Below are 17,079 nucleotides of genomic sequence, written 5' to 3' on the forward strand. Positions count from 1 at the left end.
TTAAAAGCCTTGCTGCGCCGCATCTTATAGGGGCTTACCCGATGATTCCCGCGATTTTGAACAAATCCTCTTGCGGGGGCTTTTTGACTGATGCAGACTTGTCTATACAAATTCAGCAGCAGTTAAACAACCCGCCTCGACGGTTTCCTCAATCCAAGGAGTTTCGACGTGAAAGTGAAGCGCACGACGTTAGCAAAAGCATTGATGGGCGCCGTTCTCGGCGCCGCGACAATTTTCGCGGCACCGGTGCAGGCTAAAGACTGGAAGTCGGTGACGATCGCGCTGGAAGGCGGTTACGCACCGTGGAACCTGACCTTGCCGGGCGGCAAGCTGGGCGGCTTCGAACCTGAGCTGGTCGCCAATCTGTGCGAGCGCATCAAGCTGCAGTGCAACCTGGTTGCACAAGACTGGGACGGCATGATCCCCGGTCTGCAAGCGGGCAAGTTCGACGTGCTGATGGACGCGATTTCGATCACGCCGGAACGCGAAAAAATCATCGCGTTCTCGAAGCCGTACGCCGCCACGCCGGCCACGTTCGCCGTGACTGACGTGAAGGTGCTGCCCAAGGCCGTGCCGACCGCGGCCGTCGTCAAGCTGTCGGGCGATCCGAAAACCGATCAGCCCACCGTCGACGCGTTGCGCAAACAGTTGAAGGGCAAGACCATCGGCATTCAGTCGGGCACGGTCTACACGAAATTCATCAACGACAGCTTCAAGGACGTTGCCACGATCCGCGTCTACAAAACTTCGCCTGAGCGTGACCTCGATCTGGCTAACGGCCGTATCGACGCCTCGTTCGACGACGTGACCTACTACGCCGCCAACATCGACAAGAAAAATGCCACGTCGGTGTTCCTGGCCGGTCCGAAGATTGGCGGCCCGATCTGGGGTCCGGGTGAAGGCATCGCATTCCGCAAACAGGACGCGGACCTGAAAGCGAAGTTCGATACCGCGCTGAGTGCCGCGATTGCCGATGGCACCGTCAGGAAACTCTCCACCAAGTGGTTCAACACCGACGTCACGCCTTGATTCGCCTGAGCGTTCAGTTGTAACGGCCCCGCGCGGCGTCACGCCGCGCAGGCCGGCGGTTCGATCCGCCGTCATGGATGAGGGATAGGGAATGGCTCTGATAGAGATGCTCGGCTTCGGGCCGGAAGGCTGGGGCGGCGTGTTGCTGCTCGCGGCATTGATGACGGTCGTGCTCACGCTGGCCGCGCTCGCAGTCGGCGCGGTGTTCGGCGCGCTGGTCGCGGCGGCCAAGCTGTCGCGATTTCGCACGCTGCGCGTGATCGGCGATGTGTACACCACCGTGTTTCGCGGCGTGCCTGAACTGCTCGTCATCTATCTGTTCTATTTCGGCGGCTCGACGCTCGTGACCACGATCGGTCAATGGTTCGGCGCGGAAGGCTTTGTCGGCGTGCCGCCGTTCGTGGTCGGCGCGCTCGCGGTCGGGATGATTTCCGGCGCGTATCAGGCCGAGGTGTATCGCTCGGCGGTGCTCGCGGTTTCGCGCGGCGAACTCGAAGCGGCGCGATCGATCGGCATGCCCACCATGACCATGGCGCGCCGCATTCTGATTCCGCAAGTATTGCGTTTCGCGTTGCCTGGCATCGGCAACGTCTGGCAATTGAGCCTGAAAGACTCGGCGCTGATTTCCGTCACAGGACTGGCCGAACTGCTGCGCGCCAGCCAGGTGGCTGCAGGTTCGACGCATCAGTACTTCACGTTCTTCGTGGTGGGCGGCGCGCTGTATCTTGTGATGACCAGCATCTCGAACCGGATCTTCAACCGCGCCGAAGCGCGCGTGGGCCGATCCTTCAAGCGCAACTTCGCGCGCAACTGACGAGGACCGGACATCATGCATTTCGACTTCGATTTTCTGCTCGACACGCTGCGGCAACTGATCGCGGCCGTGCCAACCACGCTCGGGCTGTTCTTCTGCTCGTTGATTCTGGGCGGCCTGCTGTCCCTCGTGATCGTCACGATGCGCGTGTCGCCGCACTGGCTGCCGAATCGCTTCGCCCGTGCTTATATCCTCGTGTTCCGCGGCTCGCCGCTGCTGATCCAGATGTTCCTCGTCTACTACGGCATGGGCCAGTTCGGCGTGATTCGCGAGAGCTTCCTGTGGCCGGTGTTGCGCGAGCCGTACATGTGCGCGGTTTTATCCCTGGCGTTGTGCACCGCCGGATATACCGCCGAGATTATCCGCGGCGGTTTGATGGCTGTGCCGGTCGGCCAGATCGAAGCGGGCTATTCGATCGGCCTGTCGGGTTTCGCGCTGCTGCGCCGCGTGATCGGTCCGATTGCGTTGCGCCAGTGTTTGCCCGCCTACTCGACTGAGGCCGTGCTGCTCGTCAAATCCACCGCGCTCGCGAGTCTTGTCACCGTGTGGGAAGTGACCGGCGTCGCACAGCAGATCATTCAGCAAACGTATCGCACCACTGAAGTATTCATCTGCGCCGCGTTGATCTATCTGTTCCTGAATTTCGTCATCGTGCGTTTGCTCGGCTTCCTCGAGACGCGTCTATCGCGCCATCTGCGTGCGGCGCCCGCGCAAAGCTCGCCGAAGCGGCCGGTTTCAACCACGACCGAAGCCCGCCGCGCCGCGCACTGAACGATTGCACCATTTGCAGAATCTGGAGAATTCCATGAACGCTACGGCACCTGTTGCACTGTCGGTCAAGAACATTCATAAGTCGTTCGGCGACCACCACGTGCTCAAAGGCATTTCGCTCGACGCCCATCAAGGCGACGTGATTTCGATTCTCGGCGCGAGCGGCTCCGGCAAGAGCACTTTCCTGCGCTGCCTGAATCTGCTCGAAACGCCGGATGACGGCTCAGTGGCGCTCGGTGGCGAAGAGCTGAAAATGAAGCGTCGCGGCGACGGCAAGCTGCAACCGAGCGACCGCCGCCAGGTGGACCGCGTGCGCTCGCAACTCGGCATGGTGTTTCAGAACTTCAATTTGTGGTCGCATATGACCGTGCTGGAGAATCTGATCGAAGGGCCGATGCGCGTACAGAAGCGCAGCCGCGCCGAATCGGTTGAAGAAGCGGAAGCGCTGCTCGCGAAAGTCGGTCTCGCGGAAAAACGCGGTCACTATCCGGCCCATTTGTCCGGTGGTCAGCAGCAGCGTGTGGCGATCGCACGCGCGTTGGCGATGCACCCGAAGGTGATGCTGTTCGACGAACCGACTTCGGCGCTCGACCCTGAGCTGGTCGGCGAAGTGCTGCGCGTGATGCGCTCGCTCGCCGAAGAAGGTCGCACGATGCTGGTCGTCACCCATGAAATGGGCTTCGCGCGTCATGTGTCGAATCGCGTGATGTTTCTGCATCAAGGTCAGGTCGAAGCCGACGGTACACCAGACGAAGTGTTCGTCGAATGCAAGTCGGATCGCTTTCGCCAATTCGTATCGAGCCACCAGGATCGCACGACTAACTAATCGATCCGTAATTGCGGGTCGCCACTTCGTCATTTCACCGGGCTGAGCACTATCATGACCGTCATCCGTTCCGATCGTTCTCTCAACTGGCAGCAGGTCGCGGCGGTTGCCGCCGGCGAGCCGCTTGAGCTTTCCGCCGATGCGCGCGCACGGATCGCCGCGTCGCGCGAGCTGGTCGAGCAGATCGTCGCGCGCGGCATTCGCGCGTATGGTGTGAATACCGGCGTCGGTGCATTGTGCGATGTGATCGTCTCGCCTTCCGAACAGCACACGCTGTCGCGCAACATTCTGATGAGCCACGCAGTCGGTGTCGGTGTGCCGCTCGGGAGTGCTGAAACGCGCGCGATCATGGTGGCGGCCGTCAACAATTATGCACACGGACTTTCGGGGATTCGCCTCGAAGTCGCTGACCGGCTCGTCGCGTTGATCAACGCCGATTGCCTGCCTGAGGTGCCGGCGTTCGGCTCGGTCGGATATCTGAGCCATATGGCGCATATCGCGCTCGTATGTATCGGCGAAGGCTATGTGCGCTATCGCGGCGAACGGCTCAAAGGGCGCGACGCGTTGCAGATGCTCGGGCTCGAACCGCTGGTGCTCCAGGCCAAGGAAGGTCTGAGCCTCGTCAACGGCACGCCGTGCGTGACAGGTCTCGCGGCGTTGGCATTGGCACGCGCCGAGCGCCTGCTCGACTGGAGCGACATGGTTGCGGCAATGAGTTTCGAGAATCTGCGCGGCCAGCTCGCCGCGTTCGATGCCGAATCGCTGGCGTTGCGCATCTCGCCCGGTCTGAGCCTGGTCGGCGACCGGATGCGCGCGGCGCTTGCCGGCAGCGGGATTCTCGCTGCGGTGGCTGGCCAGCGCACGCAAGACCCGTTGAGCTTGCGGACCATTCCGCACGTGCACGGCGCCGCGCGGGACGTGCTGGCCGCGACCGCGGAAGTGCTCAATCGCGAACTCGCATCGATTACCGACAACCCGATCGTCGCCGGCACGCCGGAGGACCCACGCGTCTATTCGCAGGCGCACGCGGTAGGAGCGTCGATCGCCCTCGCGATGGATAGCCTCGCCACCGCCATCGCGCAGGTCGCGGCAATGGCCGAGCGGCGCCTCGATCGCCTCGTCAATCCGCTCGTGAGCGGTTTGCCGGCGTTTCTCGCGGAGCCGGGCGGTACGTGTTCCGGTTTCATGATCTCGCAGTACACGGCGGCTTCGCTGGTCGCGCAGAACCGGCGACTCGCGATGCCCGCGAGTCTCGACGGCGGCATCACGTCCGGGCTCCAGGAGGACCACCTGTGCCATGCCACGCCCGCCGCGCTGAAAGCGCTGGAGATCGTCGACAACGCCGGGCGTATCCTCGCGATCGAACTGCTGGCGGCGACACAGGCTTACGACCTGCAAAGCATCGACGCACCGCGCGCGCCGCACACTGACGCACTCTGGCAAAGCGTGCGCCGCGTCGTGCCGACCTATCGCGACGACCGGCCGCTCGCGGACGACATGACGGTCGCATTTCGCATGATCGCCGACGGAATGCCGCCACCGTTGCCAAACCCGGGTAATATTCGGCCCGGGCCGGATGCTTCAGTCAGCGGCGCGGGTCCTGCCGCATTGGCGAGCATGACGGGCGTTGCCGCAGCGGGCAAGCTCGGCGCCGACCCGGCGGCCAATGATGGTCTGGCGGCTGCCCACGCGAGTTGAGCGGGCGCAGGTGCAGGGCCCGAGTTGATGGAACCGTATCGATGGAACGGTATTGATGGAGACAGAGCCGGTGAACGGGCTTACCCGCCGGTGAGCCGGCACGAATGTGGACGAACCGTGCATCACCCGTGCACCACCCGCGTACCACCCACGAGGTCGACGTGAACACTATTACAAACGCGCAAATCGTAGACACGCAGGACCGTCCTGGCCGTACCCAGGAGACACCCGCCAAGGCGATGCCCGCCTATGAGCAGATCAAGCGCTACGTGATCAGGCGCATCAGCGAGGGCGACTGGAAGCCGGGCGGCCTGATTCCATCCGAAACGGAGCTGGTCAAGGAATTCGGCGTCGCGCGCATGACGGTTTCGCGCGCATTGCGTGAACTCACCACGGAACGCGTGCTGACGCGCGTACAAGGTTCCGGCACGTTCGTCGCGCCACAGCGCTACGAATCGACGGTGCTGGAAATCCGCAATATTGCCGACGAAATCGCCGCGCGCGGCCATCGCCATTCAGCGCGTGTACTGACGCTCGAGCCCAGCGACGATCCGCACGCGCTCGAAGCGCTCGGCCTCACCAGCGGCCCGGCGTTTCACTCGTGCATCGTGCACAGCGAAGAGGGCGAGCCGATCCAGTACGAAGACCGCTACGTCAATCCGAAGGTGTTCCCCGACTACCTGCAACAGGACTTCACCGTCGAGACGCCGAATCACTACATGGTGCGGCTCGCGCCGATCCAGCGCGCGGAGTTTCGCATCTATGCGCAGAAGCCCGACGCGTATGTGCGGCGGCATCTGACAATGGATATCGGCGAGCCCTGCTTGCAGTTATGGCGCCGCACATGGGTCGGCGACGATGTGGCGACGTCGGTGCAGTTGTGGCATCCGGCCTCGCGTTTTCATCTGGCCGGCAACGTGTGAGCGGCAAGACGCGCGCGAGGGCACGGCATGTGTGCCGCTAGCCCTGGCGCTGCGACAGATCCGGCGTGAACCGGCAACCCAGCCGGTAGCGTGAGCCCGGATGCACGAAACGCGCGAACGTGACCGAAACGCCGTTCGTCCACGTGCGGCGCATCAGCGTCAGGCACGCTTCGTCAGCGCCAATTTCCAGCAATTGGGCTTCGGCGCGTGTCGGCAGGCCCGCGTCGACGACATGCTCGACGTCGTGCGCCGGGACGGTCACGAACAGATACTCGGACGGCCTCGTCGTGGAGAAGTCCTGCTTCAGAAAGTCAGGTGCGGTTGCCGGATTGACGTAGCGGTCTTCGAGCTGCACCGGCAAACCGTTCTCCCGATGCACGCAAATCACATGAAACACGGAAGCGCCGGGCGCAAGCCCTAACGCGTTCGACACCGTCACCGGCGCGGTTTCGCGTTGCGAAAGGACCGTGTCGTAGCTGTATTCGTGACCGCGTGAGCGGATCTCGTCGCCGATATGGGCGATCATCAGCAGCGTGGATTGCGGCTTGCTTTGCGCGACGAAGGTGCCGACGCCGGACACGCGGGTGACGAGCCCTTCGTCGGCGAGTTCGCGCAGCGCGCGGTTCGCCGTCATGCGCGACACGCCGAGCGTCGCGACCAGCTCCAGCTCGGACGGCAGACGCTCACCCGCTTGCCGGCCGCCCGATTCGATGATCTGGCGGATGTGGTTTTTGACCTGCTCGTAGCGGGCGGCCGGTGCCTCGGTGGTCACGTGCGCGGTTTTCATTGCGGCTCTGCATCGTCAGGACCGCGCGCCCAGAACGCATTGCGGTCGAAGTAGTTTTGCAGGAACTGCCGCAAGCGCGGCTGCCCGGCATCGTGAAAGACTTCGCGCGGTTTGCCTTGGACGGCGATGCGCCCCTGGTCGATGAACATGACCTTGTCGGCGACCTGCGCGGCAAAACCCATTTCGTGCGTAACCACGGCCATCGTCATGCCGTCGCGAGCAAGCTGCTTCATCACTTGCAACACTTCGCCGACCAGCTCGGGATCGAGCGCCGAGGTCGGCTCGTCGAACAGCATGATGTGCGGCTCCATCGCCAGCGCGCGGGCGATTGCGACGCGCTGCTGCTGGCCGCCCGAGAGCTTCGACGGGTAGGCCTCGCCTTTATGCGCGAGGCCGACTGTTTCCAGCATCGCATGGGCGCGGCGGCGCGCTTCGTCACGCGATAGATGGCGCACGCGCAGCAAGGCTTCCATCACGTTGCCGAGCGCCGTCATGTGCGGCCATAGATTGAATTGCTGAAACACCATGCCGACGTTGCGCCGCACGCGGTTGATCTCGCTTTGCGTCGCTCGTACGCGTTTTCCATTGCGCTCGCTGTAGCCGAGCAGTTCGCCTTCGATACGCACGTCGCCCTGATCGTAGGTTTCGAGCGCGGCGAGGCAGCGCAACAGCGTGCTTTTGCCCGAGCCCGACGGGCCGATGATGCAGACCACTTCGGAGCGGGCGATCTCGAGATCGACGCCGCGCAGCACATCGACTTCGCCGAAGCGTTTCTTCAGGTCGCGTACTTCGATTAGCGGCGCGCCGCGCGGCGTATCGTAGGCAACGGTGGACGCGGAGGAGGGCATATCGGCAATGGCGTTCATAAGAGGGTCCGGATTCCGTTCATGCCATGAAGCGCGCGATGCGGGTTTCGGCCCACAGCCCCAAGCGCGAGGTCAATTCAACTAGCGCGAGATAGCACACGCACAGCACCAGCAGCGTTTCGACGAAAGCGAAGGTGGCCGAACCGATGCCGGTCAGCACGAACGTGAGTTCTGGGACGGTGACGATCGACAGCACCGCGGTTTCCTTGCTCAGCACGATAATCAGATTGGTCAGCGCGGGCACGATCAGCACCAGCATTTGCGGGACCTGAATACGCAGGACGGCTTGCCAGCGGGTGAGCCCAAGACAGGAGGCCGCTTCGAGATGACCCGGCGGTACCGATTGAAAACCGGAGCGGAATGCTTCCGCGAAATACGCACTGCCGTAGAGGCCCAGGCCGAGCACGCCGGCCGTCATCGGTTCGAGCGTGAGGCCGATGGAAGGGCCGCCGTAGTACAGCAAAAACAGTTGCACCAGAAATGGCGTGCCGCGAAAGAGTTCGATATAGAAGCGCAATACGCCACGCACCCAGCGTCCGCAAAAGATCTGGAGCACGGCGATCAGAAAGCCGATCAGGATGCCGATCGCCACGCCCGCGGCCCAGGTGCCGAGCGTGGTCGCGAGACCGGCGGCAATCGGCTGCAGATTGTGCGTGATGACGGTGGGGTCGAGCGTTTGCATGGCTTATTCGATCTCAAGCTCAGGGTCGGTCAGGCGTGCTGCAAACGGTATTCGGCGGCGTGCGCAACGAGCGCGAGGCTGCCGCAGATCACAAAGTAAATCAGCCCACAGGCGAGGTAGGCTTCGAGCGGCCGATAGGTGCTGGCCGCGATGTTCTGCGCGGTGCGCGTCAACTCGGCCACCCCCACCACCGAGATCAGCGAGGAAGCCTTGATCAGCAGCACCATTTCATTGACGAGCGAGGGCAGCGTCAGGCGAAACGCCTGCGGCACCAGAATGCGCCGCAGCATATCGAACGGTGAAAGACCGAGCATGCGCGCGGCTTCGATATGACCCGGCGGAATGCTGAGGAAACCGCCGCGCAGAATCTCGGCGATATAGGAAGCGGAACACAGCGACACGGCGCTGATCGCCGCGACGATGGGCGATACATTGATGCCGGCGAACGGCAGCAGGTAGTACACCAGCAGCAGTTGCACCAGCAGGGGCACGCCGCGAAAAAAGAACACGTAAGCGCCGCCGAACATGCGCGCGGCGCGCTTCGGCGAAAGGCGTGCCGCACACACGCCGATCGCGACGAAGAAACCGATCAGGAGACCGGTCAGCGAAATGCCGACGGTGGCGAGCGCCGCATGCAGCAGCAGCGGCAAACCCTGGGCGAAGACGGTCGTGCTGAACATAAGCGTCGCACTCGCTAGACTAATGCATCAATAGTTCGGCGCCGGCATCGTAGTCGGCGCATCCATCGCAACACCGAACCACTTTTTCTGCAAGGTCGCGAGACGCCCGTCGTTGTGCATTTTCACGAGCGCCGCGTTGAAGGCGTCGGCGAGCGGCTTGCTATCCGCGTCTTTACGCAGGCAGTAAGCAAAGTACACTTTCGCGCCGAACGGCGGCTGCACGACGGCGAAGGTTTCGGGGCGTTGCTTGGCGACGTATGCGATGTTGGTCATCGAGTTCGCGACCGCCGCGATGCGGCCGGCGGCGAGGTCGGCGTAGGCCTGATTGTTGTCCACGTATTCGCGGATTTCTGGCGGCTTCGGCAAGGTGGCGACGTAGGTCTTCAACTGGTCGAGCTGGGCCGAGCCTTTGCCCGCGCCGACAGTCTTGCCGGCGATATCCGACGATTGCTTGACGGAGGCGTCGTTGGCGCGCTTGAGCAACGCGTCGGTAGCGTCCGCGATCGGCAGGGTGTACGTGTAGCGTTCCATGCGCGCCTTGGTGACCGTCAGCGGGCCGCCCACCATATCGAACTTGCCGGCTTCGAGACCCGGCAGCACGCTCGGCCACGGCAAGTCGATGAAGCGCACCTTCACGCCCATTTCCTTGCCGACCTCGGCGAACAGATCCTTATTGAAGCCCGCCTGCTGGCCGTTCTCAAGGAAGTCGAAGGGGGCGAACTGCATCTCGGTGCCGACCACCAGTTCGCCGGCTTTCTTCACTTTGGCGAGCTGGTCCTCCGCGTGGGCGGCGACGCTTGCCGCGCACAACGCCAGCATGACCAAACGACACTTCCAGCCTGCAAGGATGCTCATGGGATTCTCCGGTTGGCAAAGCGGTGTCGCGCGAAAGCGGTTCGTCAGCGGACCTTGCGCGAGTTATGCGAGGCAGTATATACCGCAGTTTCAGCACAAAATAAATAATCGCGTGGCTAGAGAAAAGCCCTTATATGAAGCTCCGTGAAGCAACTTGCGGGGGCGCTTTTGGCGGTATATACAACGAAGATGCACGAGGACGCACGAGTTTGTCGCGAGTGATTCGCAAACCTCTTTAATCAGTTGAATAGGCCCGCCTTTCAGGGAGCAGCGCAATGCCCGTGACCCGCATTCCGATCATTGATATTGCCGGCGTTCGCGCGGGCGACCCGCAGGCTTTGACGCGTGTGGCGGACGAAATCCGCGAAGCATGCATGACAATCGGCTTCTTCTACATCGTCAATCACGGCGTGCCGCAAACAGTGATCGATACCGCCGAACAGGCCGCGCGCACATTCTTTGCGTTTCCTGTCGAGACGAAGCGGCGCGTGGCGGTCAATCAAAGGCATCGCGGTTTCAACGCGCTCGGCGACGCCACCATGTATCAGGCCAAGCGTCCCGACTACAAGGAGTTCTTCAGCATCGGCCTCGAGTTGCCGGAGGACGATCCCGACGTGCGCGCGGGCCAGGCGCTGCGTGGGCCGAATAACTGGCCGGATTTCATGCCCGAATTGCGGCCCGCGCTTTACGGTTACTACGAAGCGGTGGCGGCATGCGGCGCCGATTTGCTGCGGGCGGTGGCAATGAGTCTCGGTGTCGACGAGCATTTCTTCACGCCGCGCTACACGAAGCGGATGCAGCGTACGCAGATGGTCTACTATCCGCCGCAGCCACCCCAGTCGGACGCGGATCAGTTCGGCGTCGCGCCGCACACCGACTACGGGTGCATTACCTTGCTGTGGCAGGACCAGGTGGGCGGCTTGCAGGTGCGTGAGATCGCCAACGATACATGGGTCGATGCACCGCCGATCGAAGGGAGCTTCGTGGTGAACGTCGGCGATCTGCTGGCGCGCTGGACCAATGACCGTTTCCGTTCCACGTTGCATCGCGTGATCAATGCATCGGGGTGCGAGCGCTATTCGATCGCGACGTTTTATGATCCCACTTACGGTGCGATGGTCGATCCACGTGAGCTTGGAACGAGCGATACAGACCTCAAGTACCAACCGGTCTCCGCGGGCGATTACATCCTCGGGCGAATCAACGATTCCATGGGTTATCGGAAGAAAGCGGCCGTTGAAGGCACGCAAGGAACTCCGGTATGACAGATAACCGTTTGGCAAGCGGCGTGGCGAGTAGCGCGGGCAGCAACTCAACCAGCAACTCGGGCGGCGACATAAGCAGCAACATAAGCAGCAACATAAGCAGCAACGCAACCCGCGGCACCGCGCCGCTTCCGGCAACACTCGATGCGCTACGTGCCGCACTCGGTGACGACGCGGTGCGTATCGGCGAGCAGATCGGCGAACATGCGATGACCGACTGGACACGTCACGATCCCACGCGTCCCGCCGCGCTGCTCTTGCCGCGCAGCACGGAAGAAGTCTCGCGCGCGCTGGCGATTTGCCACGCGGCGCATCAACCGGTGGTGCCGCAGGGCGGCATGACCGGCCTCGCTGGCGGCGCGATTGCCCGCTCGACCGATATTGCTTTGTCGCTCGAACGGCTCACCGGCGTTGAAGAAATCGACGCCGCCTCGGCCACGCTAACCGTTCGCGCCGGCACGACCTTGCAAACCGCACAGGAAGCCGCCGCCGAAGCCGGCTTCGAACTCGCCCTCGATCTCGGCGCCCGCGGCTCGTGCCAGATCGGCGGCAATCTGGCGACTAACGCGGGCGGCAATCGCGTGATCCAGTCAGGCACCGCGCGCGACCAGGTGCTGGGCCTCGAAGTCGTGCTCGCCAACGGCGACGTGCTGACATCGCTCGGCAAGATGGTCAAGAACAATACGGGCTACGACCTGAAACACTGGTTCATCGGTTCGGAAGGCACGCTCGGCGTGATTACGCGCGCGGTGCTGCGGCTCCATCCGCCGCGCGCGGCACGCCATACGGCGCTCGTCGCACTCGACGGTTACGCCGCGGCCGTGAATCTGCTGCGCCGCCTGTCGAGTCGCTTTGGCAACGACATCGGCGCGTTCGAAATCATGTGGCCGGATTTCTACGATTTCGGCGTGAAACTGACCGGCACGCGCTCGCCGTTCGCCGACCCGCATCCGCTTTATGCATTGATCGAACACGCGAGCTTCGACGCAAGCGACGACGGCGAACGCTTCTCCTGCGCGCTAACCGAAGCGCTCGACTCAGCCGTGATCCGCGACGCGGTGATCGCTCAATCGGTGGCCGACGTGCGGGCGTTATGGGCGATTCGTGAATGCACCGCCGAGTTTCCGGTGCGGCTGGATGCGATCAACTTCGACGTCAGCTTGCCTATCGGCGAGATCGGCGCTTTCGTCGACCGTTGCCGCGCGGCGCTCGATCAGCAGTGGCCCGGCAATGTGTCGTATTTCTTCGGTCATATCGGCGATTCGAATCTTCATGTCACCGTCGACGGTCATTCGATTCCGGGTGTCGACCACCATGCGGTGTATGCGTTCGTCTACGAGATGCTGAGGTCCTTGCACGGATCGGTGTCGGCGGAACATGGGATCGGCTTGCTCAAGCGCGAGTTCTTGCCGATCTCGCGCTCGCCCGCTGAATTGGCCGCAATGGCGGCCATCAAACACGCTCTGGACCCGCACGGGATTCTGAATCCGGGCAAGCTGTTCTAATCAGCGAGGCGGCGCGTGCGCGGCCCGTTCAGGATGCGAGCTCGCCAACGGGCTGGTCGTTGACGAGCGTGCGCAGTTCGCCGGCGAAACGGGCGTAAAGCCACGACAGCGTGACGGCACTCAGCACCGAGAACAGCGTGCTCAAAAACGCCTGGCCCGCCGCGATGAGCATGAGTTGCTGCACCGGATGCAATCCTTCGAGGAGCGGTTTCAAGGCGAGCGCGGCGGCAATGCCGATCACCATCAGCGGCGCTGACACGAAGAACATCATGCCGCCGATTTGCCAGAAGTGCTTTCGACTGTCGCGCCAGGCGGCCTTCAACGCAAAGCGGCTGCCGAGCGACAAGGCGGGAAACAGAAGACTGAGCCGTACCGCGATGAACAGGCCGACGGCAAATGAAAGCAGGAGTGTGGCTGGCGAAGCAACAGGCAGATTGAAGACGAATTTTCCGGTCAGCATGATGGCGATGGCAAACACCAGCGTCGCTACGCCGATCAGCAGATAAAGACCGACATAGCGCGGCACCACGCGGCGCTCGGCGGGAAACAGGGGTTTTTCTCCTTCACCTAGCAACACCGTGCGATGAATCTTGACGGATAGCAGGGCGCCGATGAACACGCGCGCAAAATTCATCACGCTCGACCCTGGCGCGGCTCGCATCGCCTCTTGAACGCCTGCATCCGGTGGTGCCGCTGCGGCCGCGAGAATATCGGGGAAGGCGAACGTGCAGGCCAGTGCCGCCATGAAGCTCAGCAAGAAAAACGGCATCGTTGTTACGATTTGCCACGTACCCAACCACGCTTTACCGGCGCATTCACCGAAACTCATCTGCCGCATGTCGATCACTCGCACCGTTCGTTTATGTTGTCATCCCGCCGGGCAGATTCTAAGCCCCTTTGTGAATCGAACGTAAAAGAGTGTTCCGGCGAGCGTGCCTCAATGTGCGTTCAGATACCTTGCAATCACCGGATAAACATCCACCACCGCGTCCTTTCCGAAGATACAGTCGATATGCCCGTAGCCGGGAATCAGATGCCGCTCATACGGTTGCTCGGGAAACCGGTTGATCAGCATGTCGTACGTGAGCTCGGTACTCCGTGGCAGGTAGGTTTCGTTTTTTTCGCCGTGGATAAAACCAATCGGCAGACGCATGCCTTCCAGACCCTTCATGCCGCCCATACCCGTGAGGTAGACGTCTTTGCCTTGGGCATCGACAACCTTGCCCGCGCGGACCATGGCGGCCAGATGCCTGAATACCTCGACGTCATGCACGCCAAGCAATTCCTGGAGGTTCGCGTGAAGCGTCTCGCTCAATTTTTCATGTTCGTAGAGCAGGCCGTAAAGGAAAGTCGCACGGTGGCAGATCGGGCTGCCGCAGCCCTGTTTGTGATTGACCGGGTAGAGCCGCAACGCTTCGTCGAGCAGGTTCTGGGGCCACGCCCGGTGCTCCGTAAAAGCGGTCAGATCGAGCACGCCGAGATGCGCCATGATGTCCGGGACGTGCAGCCCGCACTTGATCTTTTCCAGCGTGCCCGGCACCGGATGCGCGGAGACCTGCGAGATGACCGCCGAGCGCACGCCCTCGAGGCCCGATAGCAGCGACATGGTCAACGCCAATCCACCCATGCAGTGGCCCAGCACCTGAATGTCGGGCGCGCCGGTCAACGCTCGCACTTTGGCGACGGCAGCCGGAATGTCTTCGCGAGCGACCTTGTCGACGTTTGTCGGCACCAGCACGCTCGGCATTTCGATGCTGACGCGCAGATCGACGAGCCATACGTCGTAGCCGGCCGCACAGAGAAATTCCACCAGGTTGGTCGTGATCAGATCGGTGGAGAAGATCCGGCTCGACACGCCAGAGCCATGGATCAGCAGGACGGGACGCAGCGGTTTGTCAGGCGGCCCGGCGTAGCGCGTGAGTCGCAGGGTGGTTGCGTCGGGCGTGTCGAAGAAGACCACTTGCGGCGCGGGCGCGCGCAGCGCGCGCTTCAGGCGCGGCGCCGCCTTCGGATCGTAAAACTGCAGGGGCGCGGCCACGCCGCCGTATTCGGTGAACAGCACACCCGCGAAAAACTTGCCGAACTTCAGGGTCCATTCGAGGCGCGTTGTCAGATCGGGCGCGTTGGTGACTTCAAGCGTGCGTTGCTGCTTGAGGAAATTCTCGGGCGTGATGATCAGCGTTGCTTTGCCGATTGCCGGTGTGTCCGCCTGCGCCGACGCGCGGATTTCAGCGTAAAGCGTGTTGGTCTGTTCCCACAGATTGATTGGCGACGTACGCGTGATGATCTTCTGTCCGCTCAGATAGTACGTCTTGCCTTCGGTGGTATTGAGCGTCATGCGGTAGTTCATGTTGCGCTCGTCCACGTCCGATTCATCGACCACGAACAGATTGAAAGTGCCGTCGGTGATCGTCATGGGTTGCGCCGAGAGCGCGGGGCAAGTCAGCGTGCCGGTGGTGTGGGCCAAATGTTGCGGATTACTTAGCATATTGGCCAGATCGTCCGATTCCACGGTCAGCGTGAATTCGATCGGACTGTTGGCGGCGTCACCCACGACGGCCGGCGTATACGTGCCGATCATCGTCTCGGTGAAGCGCAGGCCGATCTGTTGGGGCGGCGGTGTCGCGGCCGTGCCCTTTGCCAGATAGTCGATGTTCCAGCCCCGCGCGTTTGCGAGCAGCGCGCAATTGCGCTCCGCTAGCGCGGAAATCGTCAGCAGCGGATTGACGCCGAGCGACATCGGCATGACCGCGCCGTCCATCACATACAGGCCTTCGTGCACCGTATTTCCCGTCGTGCTGCTGAAAACCCTGCCCTGATGATCGACGACGCCGCGCGCCGCGTCCTCACCCATCCCGCAGCCGCCGAGCGGATGCACGGTGACGGTGCGGTTCTTGAGGATCCTGGTCGAAATCGGGTTGCGCACGTATTTGCCGCCGAGCGGCGCCTGCGCCTTCTCGAGCGTTGCTTCGACGGTGCTGAAGATCGGCTGCTTGCCGGCGTTCGGCCAGTCGATGCGCGGCCTGCCTGCGTCGTTCACGCTGATCTGGCCGCTTTCGTCGTCATGCGCCATGACCAGGTAGGTTTGCGTGTGGTTGAGGGCGCCGTAATAGGGCCCGCGCAGGAGGCCCTCGATCACGCGCGCGTCGTAACCGAGTGGTTCGTGAGCGGCGCGCGGCGCGGGAATGTCGACACCTTCGAGCGGCGCGGCGCCGCCGAGCAGGGCGACCATCGCGGCACCTACCGGCCCGGCGAGCGAGCCTTCTTCGATCACGAACCCGTCTTTCACGTTCGGGGTATTCCGGTGGTCGATGATGCCGGTAATGGTCGGCCCGACCGGCGGGATCTCGCCCTTTTCGTGCACACCCCAGCCGACGCCGTTGATCGGCTCCTCGGTGTTGTAGGCGAAAGCGAGGACGTCGCCGTTCCCGGTGAAGTGTTTGCCGAGCATGTCCGATACGGTGAGTCCCACCTTGCGCGAACGCAACAGCAGGGCGGTGGAACCGATCGTGCCGGCCGACACGATCACGATATCGGCGCTCGCGAACAGATCAGGCGCGTCATAGCTCTCGCGGCCGAGGCTTACCTCCTGAAAGCCCACGGTCCACTTCTGCGTGGCTGCGTCGCGCAACACGGAATGCACCGCTGCGCCCGTGAAAATATGGGCGCCGTGCGCGACCGCATCGGGCAGATAGTTCATGTGCGTCGAATTTTTCGCATCGTAATTGCAGCCCGAGTTGCAATCGCCGCAACCGACGCAGGCTTTCTGCTCGACGCCCGCAGCGTTGATACGGTCCTCGAAGGTGACGGTGACCGGCGGCGGGTAAAAGCGATCCTCCATCCCGAGCGCCTGCGCGGATTGTTTGAGCGCCTGCAGTTTCGGTAACTGTAAGAAATCGCCGGACACCGGCGACGGCTGCAGCATGGCGCGAGCCAGTTCGTAGCCCTTATCGCGTCCCGCCTTGTCGGCGCGGAGCGCCTCTGGCCAGCGGCCGTCGTCCCACAACCGTGGTTCGGCTTCGAGCGCGACGTTTGCGTTGATCAGCGACGTGCCACCCAGTCCGCAGCCCACCACCGCATTCACGTCTTCATTCACGTGTACTTCGAGCAGCGCGAGCGGCGAGCCGATTTGCGCGAGGGCGGTGTTGTATTGCACCTGCGCGGCGCCTTCGAGCGGCGTGCGCGGATAGTCGCCGGCCATGAATTCGCGGCCGCGTTCCAGCACGCACACGCTTCTGCCGGCGCGCGCCATCCGGCTCGCGGCAATCGCGCCGCCATATCCCGAACCCACCACCACCACGTCGTAATGCGGCTGCATTGCTGTCAGGGCGCTCGATAAGCGGTTCATCAGGACCACCTCGTCAGGAACGGGATGCCG

At 62.7% G+C, this 17,079-nt stretch carries 15 protein-coding genes; 8 read left to right on the top strand and 7 right to left on the bottom strand.

Annotated elements, in window-relative coordinates:
* Positions 1 to 204: 204 nt before the first annotated feature.
* The 6 genes from KHO23_RS22335 to hutC (KHO23_RS22360) all read left to right on the top strand — a co-directional run bounded on the left by KHO23_RS22335 (position 205) and on the right by hutC (KHO23_RS22360) (position 6,061).
* A complete protein-coding gene (locus KHO23_RS22335) occupies positions 205 to 1,029 on the top strand; it encodes a transporter substrate-binding domain-containing protein (protein WP_407946064.1) in 825 nt (274 codons plus the stop codon).
* A 91-nt stretch (positions 1,030 to 1,120) separates the two neighbouring features.
* A complete protein-coding gene (locus KHO23_RS22340) occupies positions 1,121 to 1,843 on the top strand; it encodes an ABC transporter permease (protein ID WP_211613409.1) in 723 nt (240 codons plus the stop codon).
* A gap of 15 nt (positions 1,844 to 1,858) precedes the next feature.
* Positions 1,859 to 2,614, top strand: a complete 756-nt coding sequence (locus tag KHO23_RS22345) for an ABC transporter permease (RefSeq protein WP_211613410.1) — start codon at positions 1,859 to 1,861, stop codon at positions 2,612 to 2,614.
* 34 nt (positions 2,615 to 2,648) lie between these two features.
* Entirely contained in the window at positions 2,649 to 3,440 is a 792-nt protein-coding gene (locus KHO23_RS22350) for an ABC transporter ATP-binding protein (protein ID WP_028197383.1), read from the top strand.
* Between the two features lie 54 nt (positions 3,441 to 3,494).
* Positions 3,495 to 5,138, top strand: coding sequence for an HAL/PAL/TAL family ammonia-lyase (locus KHO23_RS22355; protein ID WP_211613411.1), 1,644 nt, complete (start codon positions 3,495 to 3,497; stop codon positions 5,136 to 5,138).
* Between the two features lie 161 nt (positions 5,139 to 5,299).
* A complete protein-coding gene (gene hutC / locus KHO23_RS22360; RefSeq protein ID WP_407946062.1) occupies positions 5,300 to 6,061 on the top strand; it encodes a histidine utilization repressor in 762 nt (253 codons plus the stop codon).
* A 37-nt stretch (positions 6,062 to 6,098) separates the two neighbouring features.
* Here hutC (KHO23_RS22360) and hutC (KHO23_RS22365) read toward each other — a convergent pair whose 3' ends face one another.
* Genes hutC (KHO23_RS22365) through KHO23_RS22385 form a run of 5 tightly spaced genes read right to left on the bottom strand, consistent with a single transcriptional unit; the run spans position 6,099 to position 9,931 of the window.
* Positions 6,099 to 6,848, bottom strand: a complete 750-nt coding sequence (gene hutC / locus KHO23_RS22365) for a histidine utilization repressor (RefSeq protein WP_211613412.1) — start codon at positions 6,846 to 6,848, stop codon at positions 6,099 to 6,101.
* A complete protein-coding gene (locus KHO23_RS22370; protein WP_328821993.1) occupies positions 6,845 to 7,714 on the bottom strand; it encodes an amino acid ABC transporter ATP-binding protein in 870 nt (289 codons plus the stop codon). Before KHO23_RS22370 ends, hutC (KHO23_RS22365) begins: the two co-directional genes overlap by 4 nt.
* Positions 7,715 to 7,733: 19 nt before the next feature.
* Entirely contained in the window at positions 7,734 to 8,396 is a 663-nt protein-coding gene (locus tag KHO23_RS22375) for an amino acid ABC transporter permease (RefSeq protein WP_211613413.1), read from the bottom strand.
* A 29-nt stretch (positions 8,397 to 8,425) separates the two neighbouring features.
* On the bottom strand, positions 8,426 to 9,076 hold the full coding sequence (locus KHO23_RS22380) for an amino acid ABC transporter permease (RefSeq protein ID WP_211613414.1): 651 nt from the start codon (positions 9,074 to 9,076) through the stop codon (positions 8,426 to 8,428).
* 27 nt (positions 9,077 to 9,103) lie between these two features.
* Entirely contained in the window at positions 9,104 to 9,931 is an 828-nt protein-coding gene (locus KHO23_RS22385; RefSeq protein ID WP_211613415.1) for a transporter substrate-binding domain-containing protein, read from the bottom strand.
* A gap of 275 nt (positions 9,932 to 10,206) precedes the next feature.
* On the opposite strand from KHO23_RS22385, the gene KHO23_RS22390 reads away from it, so the two are divergent.
* Complete coding sequence (locus tag KHO23_RS22390; RefSeq protein WP_211613416.1) at positions 10,207 to 11,196, top strand: isopenicillin N synthase family dioxygenase; 990 nt, start codon at positions 10,207 to 10,209, stop codon at positions 11,194 to 11,196.
* A complete protein-coding gene (locus KHO23_RS22395; RefSeq protein ID WP_407946063.1) occupies positions 11,193 to 12,701 on the top strand; it encodes an FAD-binding oxidoreductase in 1,509 nt (502 codons plus the stop codon). Before KHO23_RS22390 ends, KHO23_RS22395 begins: the two co-directional genes overlap by 4 nt.
* A 28-nt stretch (positions 12,702 to 12,729) precedes the next feature.
* Here KHO23_RS22395 and KHO23_RS22400 read toward each other — a convergent pair whose 3' ends face one another.
* Both KHO23_RS22400 and KHO23_RS22405 read right to left on the bottom strand, forming a co-directional pair.
* Entirely contained in the window at positions 12,730 to 13,470 is a 741-nt protein-coding gene (locus tag KHO23_RS22400) for a hypothetical protein (RefSeq protein ID WP_211613417.1), read from the bottom strand.
* A gap of 168 nt (positions 13,471 to 13,638) precedes the next feature.
* Positions 13,639 to 17,049, bottom strand: coding sequence for an alpha/beta fold hydrolase (locus KHO23_RS22405; RefSeq protein WP_211613418.1), 3,411 nt, complete (start codon positions 17,047 to 17,049; stop codon positions 13,639 to 13,641).
* Between the last annotated feature and the right edge of the window lie 30 nt (positions 17,050 to 17,079).

The sequence above is a fragment of the Paraburkholderia haematera genome (assembly GCF_905220975.1).
GTDB lineage: Bacteria > Pseudomonadota > Gammaproteobacteria > Burkholderiales > Burkholderiaceae > Paraburkholderia > Paraburkholderia haematera.

Bases quoted from the DNA above. Each gene is read 5' to 3' on its own strand.
- KHO23_RS22335 (WP_407946064.1), top strand. From the start codon at position 205: ATGGGCGCCGTTCTCGGCGCCGCGACAATTTTCGCGGCACCGGTGCAG.
- KHO23_RS22340 (WP_211613409.1), top strand. From the start codon at position 1,121: ATGGCTCTGATAGAGATGCTCGGCTTCGGGCCGGAAGGCTGGGGCGGC.
- KHO23_RS22345 (WP_211613410.1), top strand. From the start codon at position 1,859: ATGCATTTCGACTTCGATTTTCTGCTCGACACGCTGCGGCAACTGATC.
- KHO23_RS22350 (WP_028197383.1), top strand. From the start codon at position 2,649: ATGAACGCTACGGCACCTGTTGCACTGTCGGTCAAGAACATTCATAAG.
- KHO23_RS22355 (WP_211613411.1), top strand. From the start codon at position 3,495: ATGACCGTCATCCGTTCCGATCGTTCTCTCAACTGGCAGCAGGTCGCG.
- hutC (WP_211613412.1), bottom strand. From the start codon at position 6,848: ATGAAAACCGCGCACGTGACCACCGAGGCACCGGCCGCCCGCTACGAG.
- KHO23_RS22370 (WP_328821993.1), bottom strand. From the start codon at position 7,714: ATGAACGCCATTGCCGATATGCCCTCCTCCGCGTCCACCGTTGCCTAC.
- KHO23_RS22375 (WP_211613413.1), bottom strand. From the start codon at position 8,396: ATGCAAACGCTCGACCCCACCGTCATCACGCACAATCTGCAGCCGATT.
- KHO23_RS22380 (WP_211613414.1), bottom strand. From the start codon at position 9,076: ATGTTCAGCACGACCGTCTTCGCCCAGGGTTTGCCGCTGCTGCTGCAT.
- KHO23_RS22385 (WP_211613415.1), bottom strand. From the start codon at position 9,931: ATGAGCATCCTTGCAGGCTGGAAGTGTCGTTTGGTCATGCTGGCGTTG.
- KHO23_RS22390 (WP_211613416.1), top strand. From the start codon at position 10,207: ATGCCCGTGACCCGCATTCCGATCATTGATATTGCCGGCGTTCGCGCG.
- KHO23_RS22395 (WP_407946063.1), top strand. From the start codon at position 11,193: ATGACAGATAACCGTTTGGCAAGCGGCGTGGCGAGTAGCGCGGGCAGC.
- KHO23_RS22400 (WP_211613417.1), bottom strand. From the start codon at position 13,470: ATGCCGTTTTTCTTGCTGAGCTTCATGGCGGCACTGGCCTGCACGTTC.
- KHO23_RS22405 (WP_211613418.1), bottom strand. From the start codon at position 17,049: ATGAACCGCTTATCGAGCGCCCTGACAGCAATGCAGCCGCATTACGAC.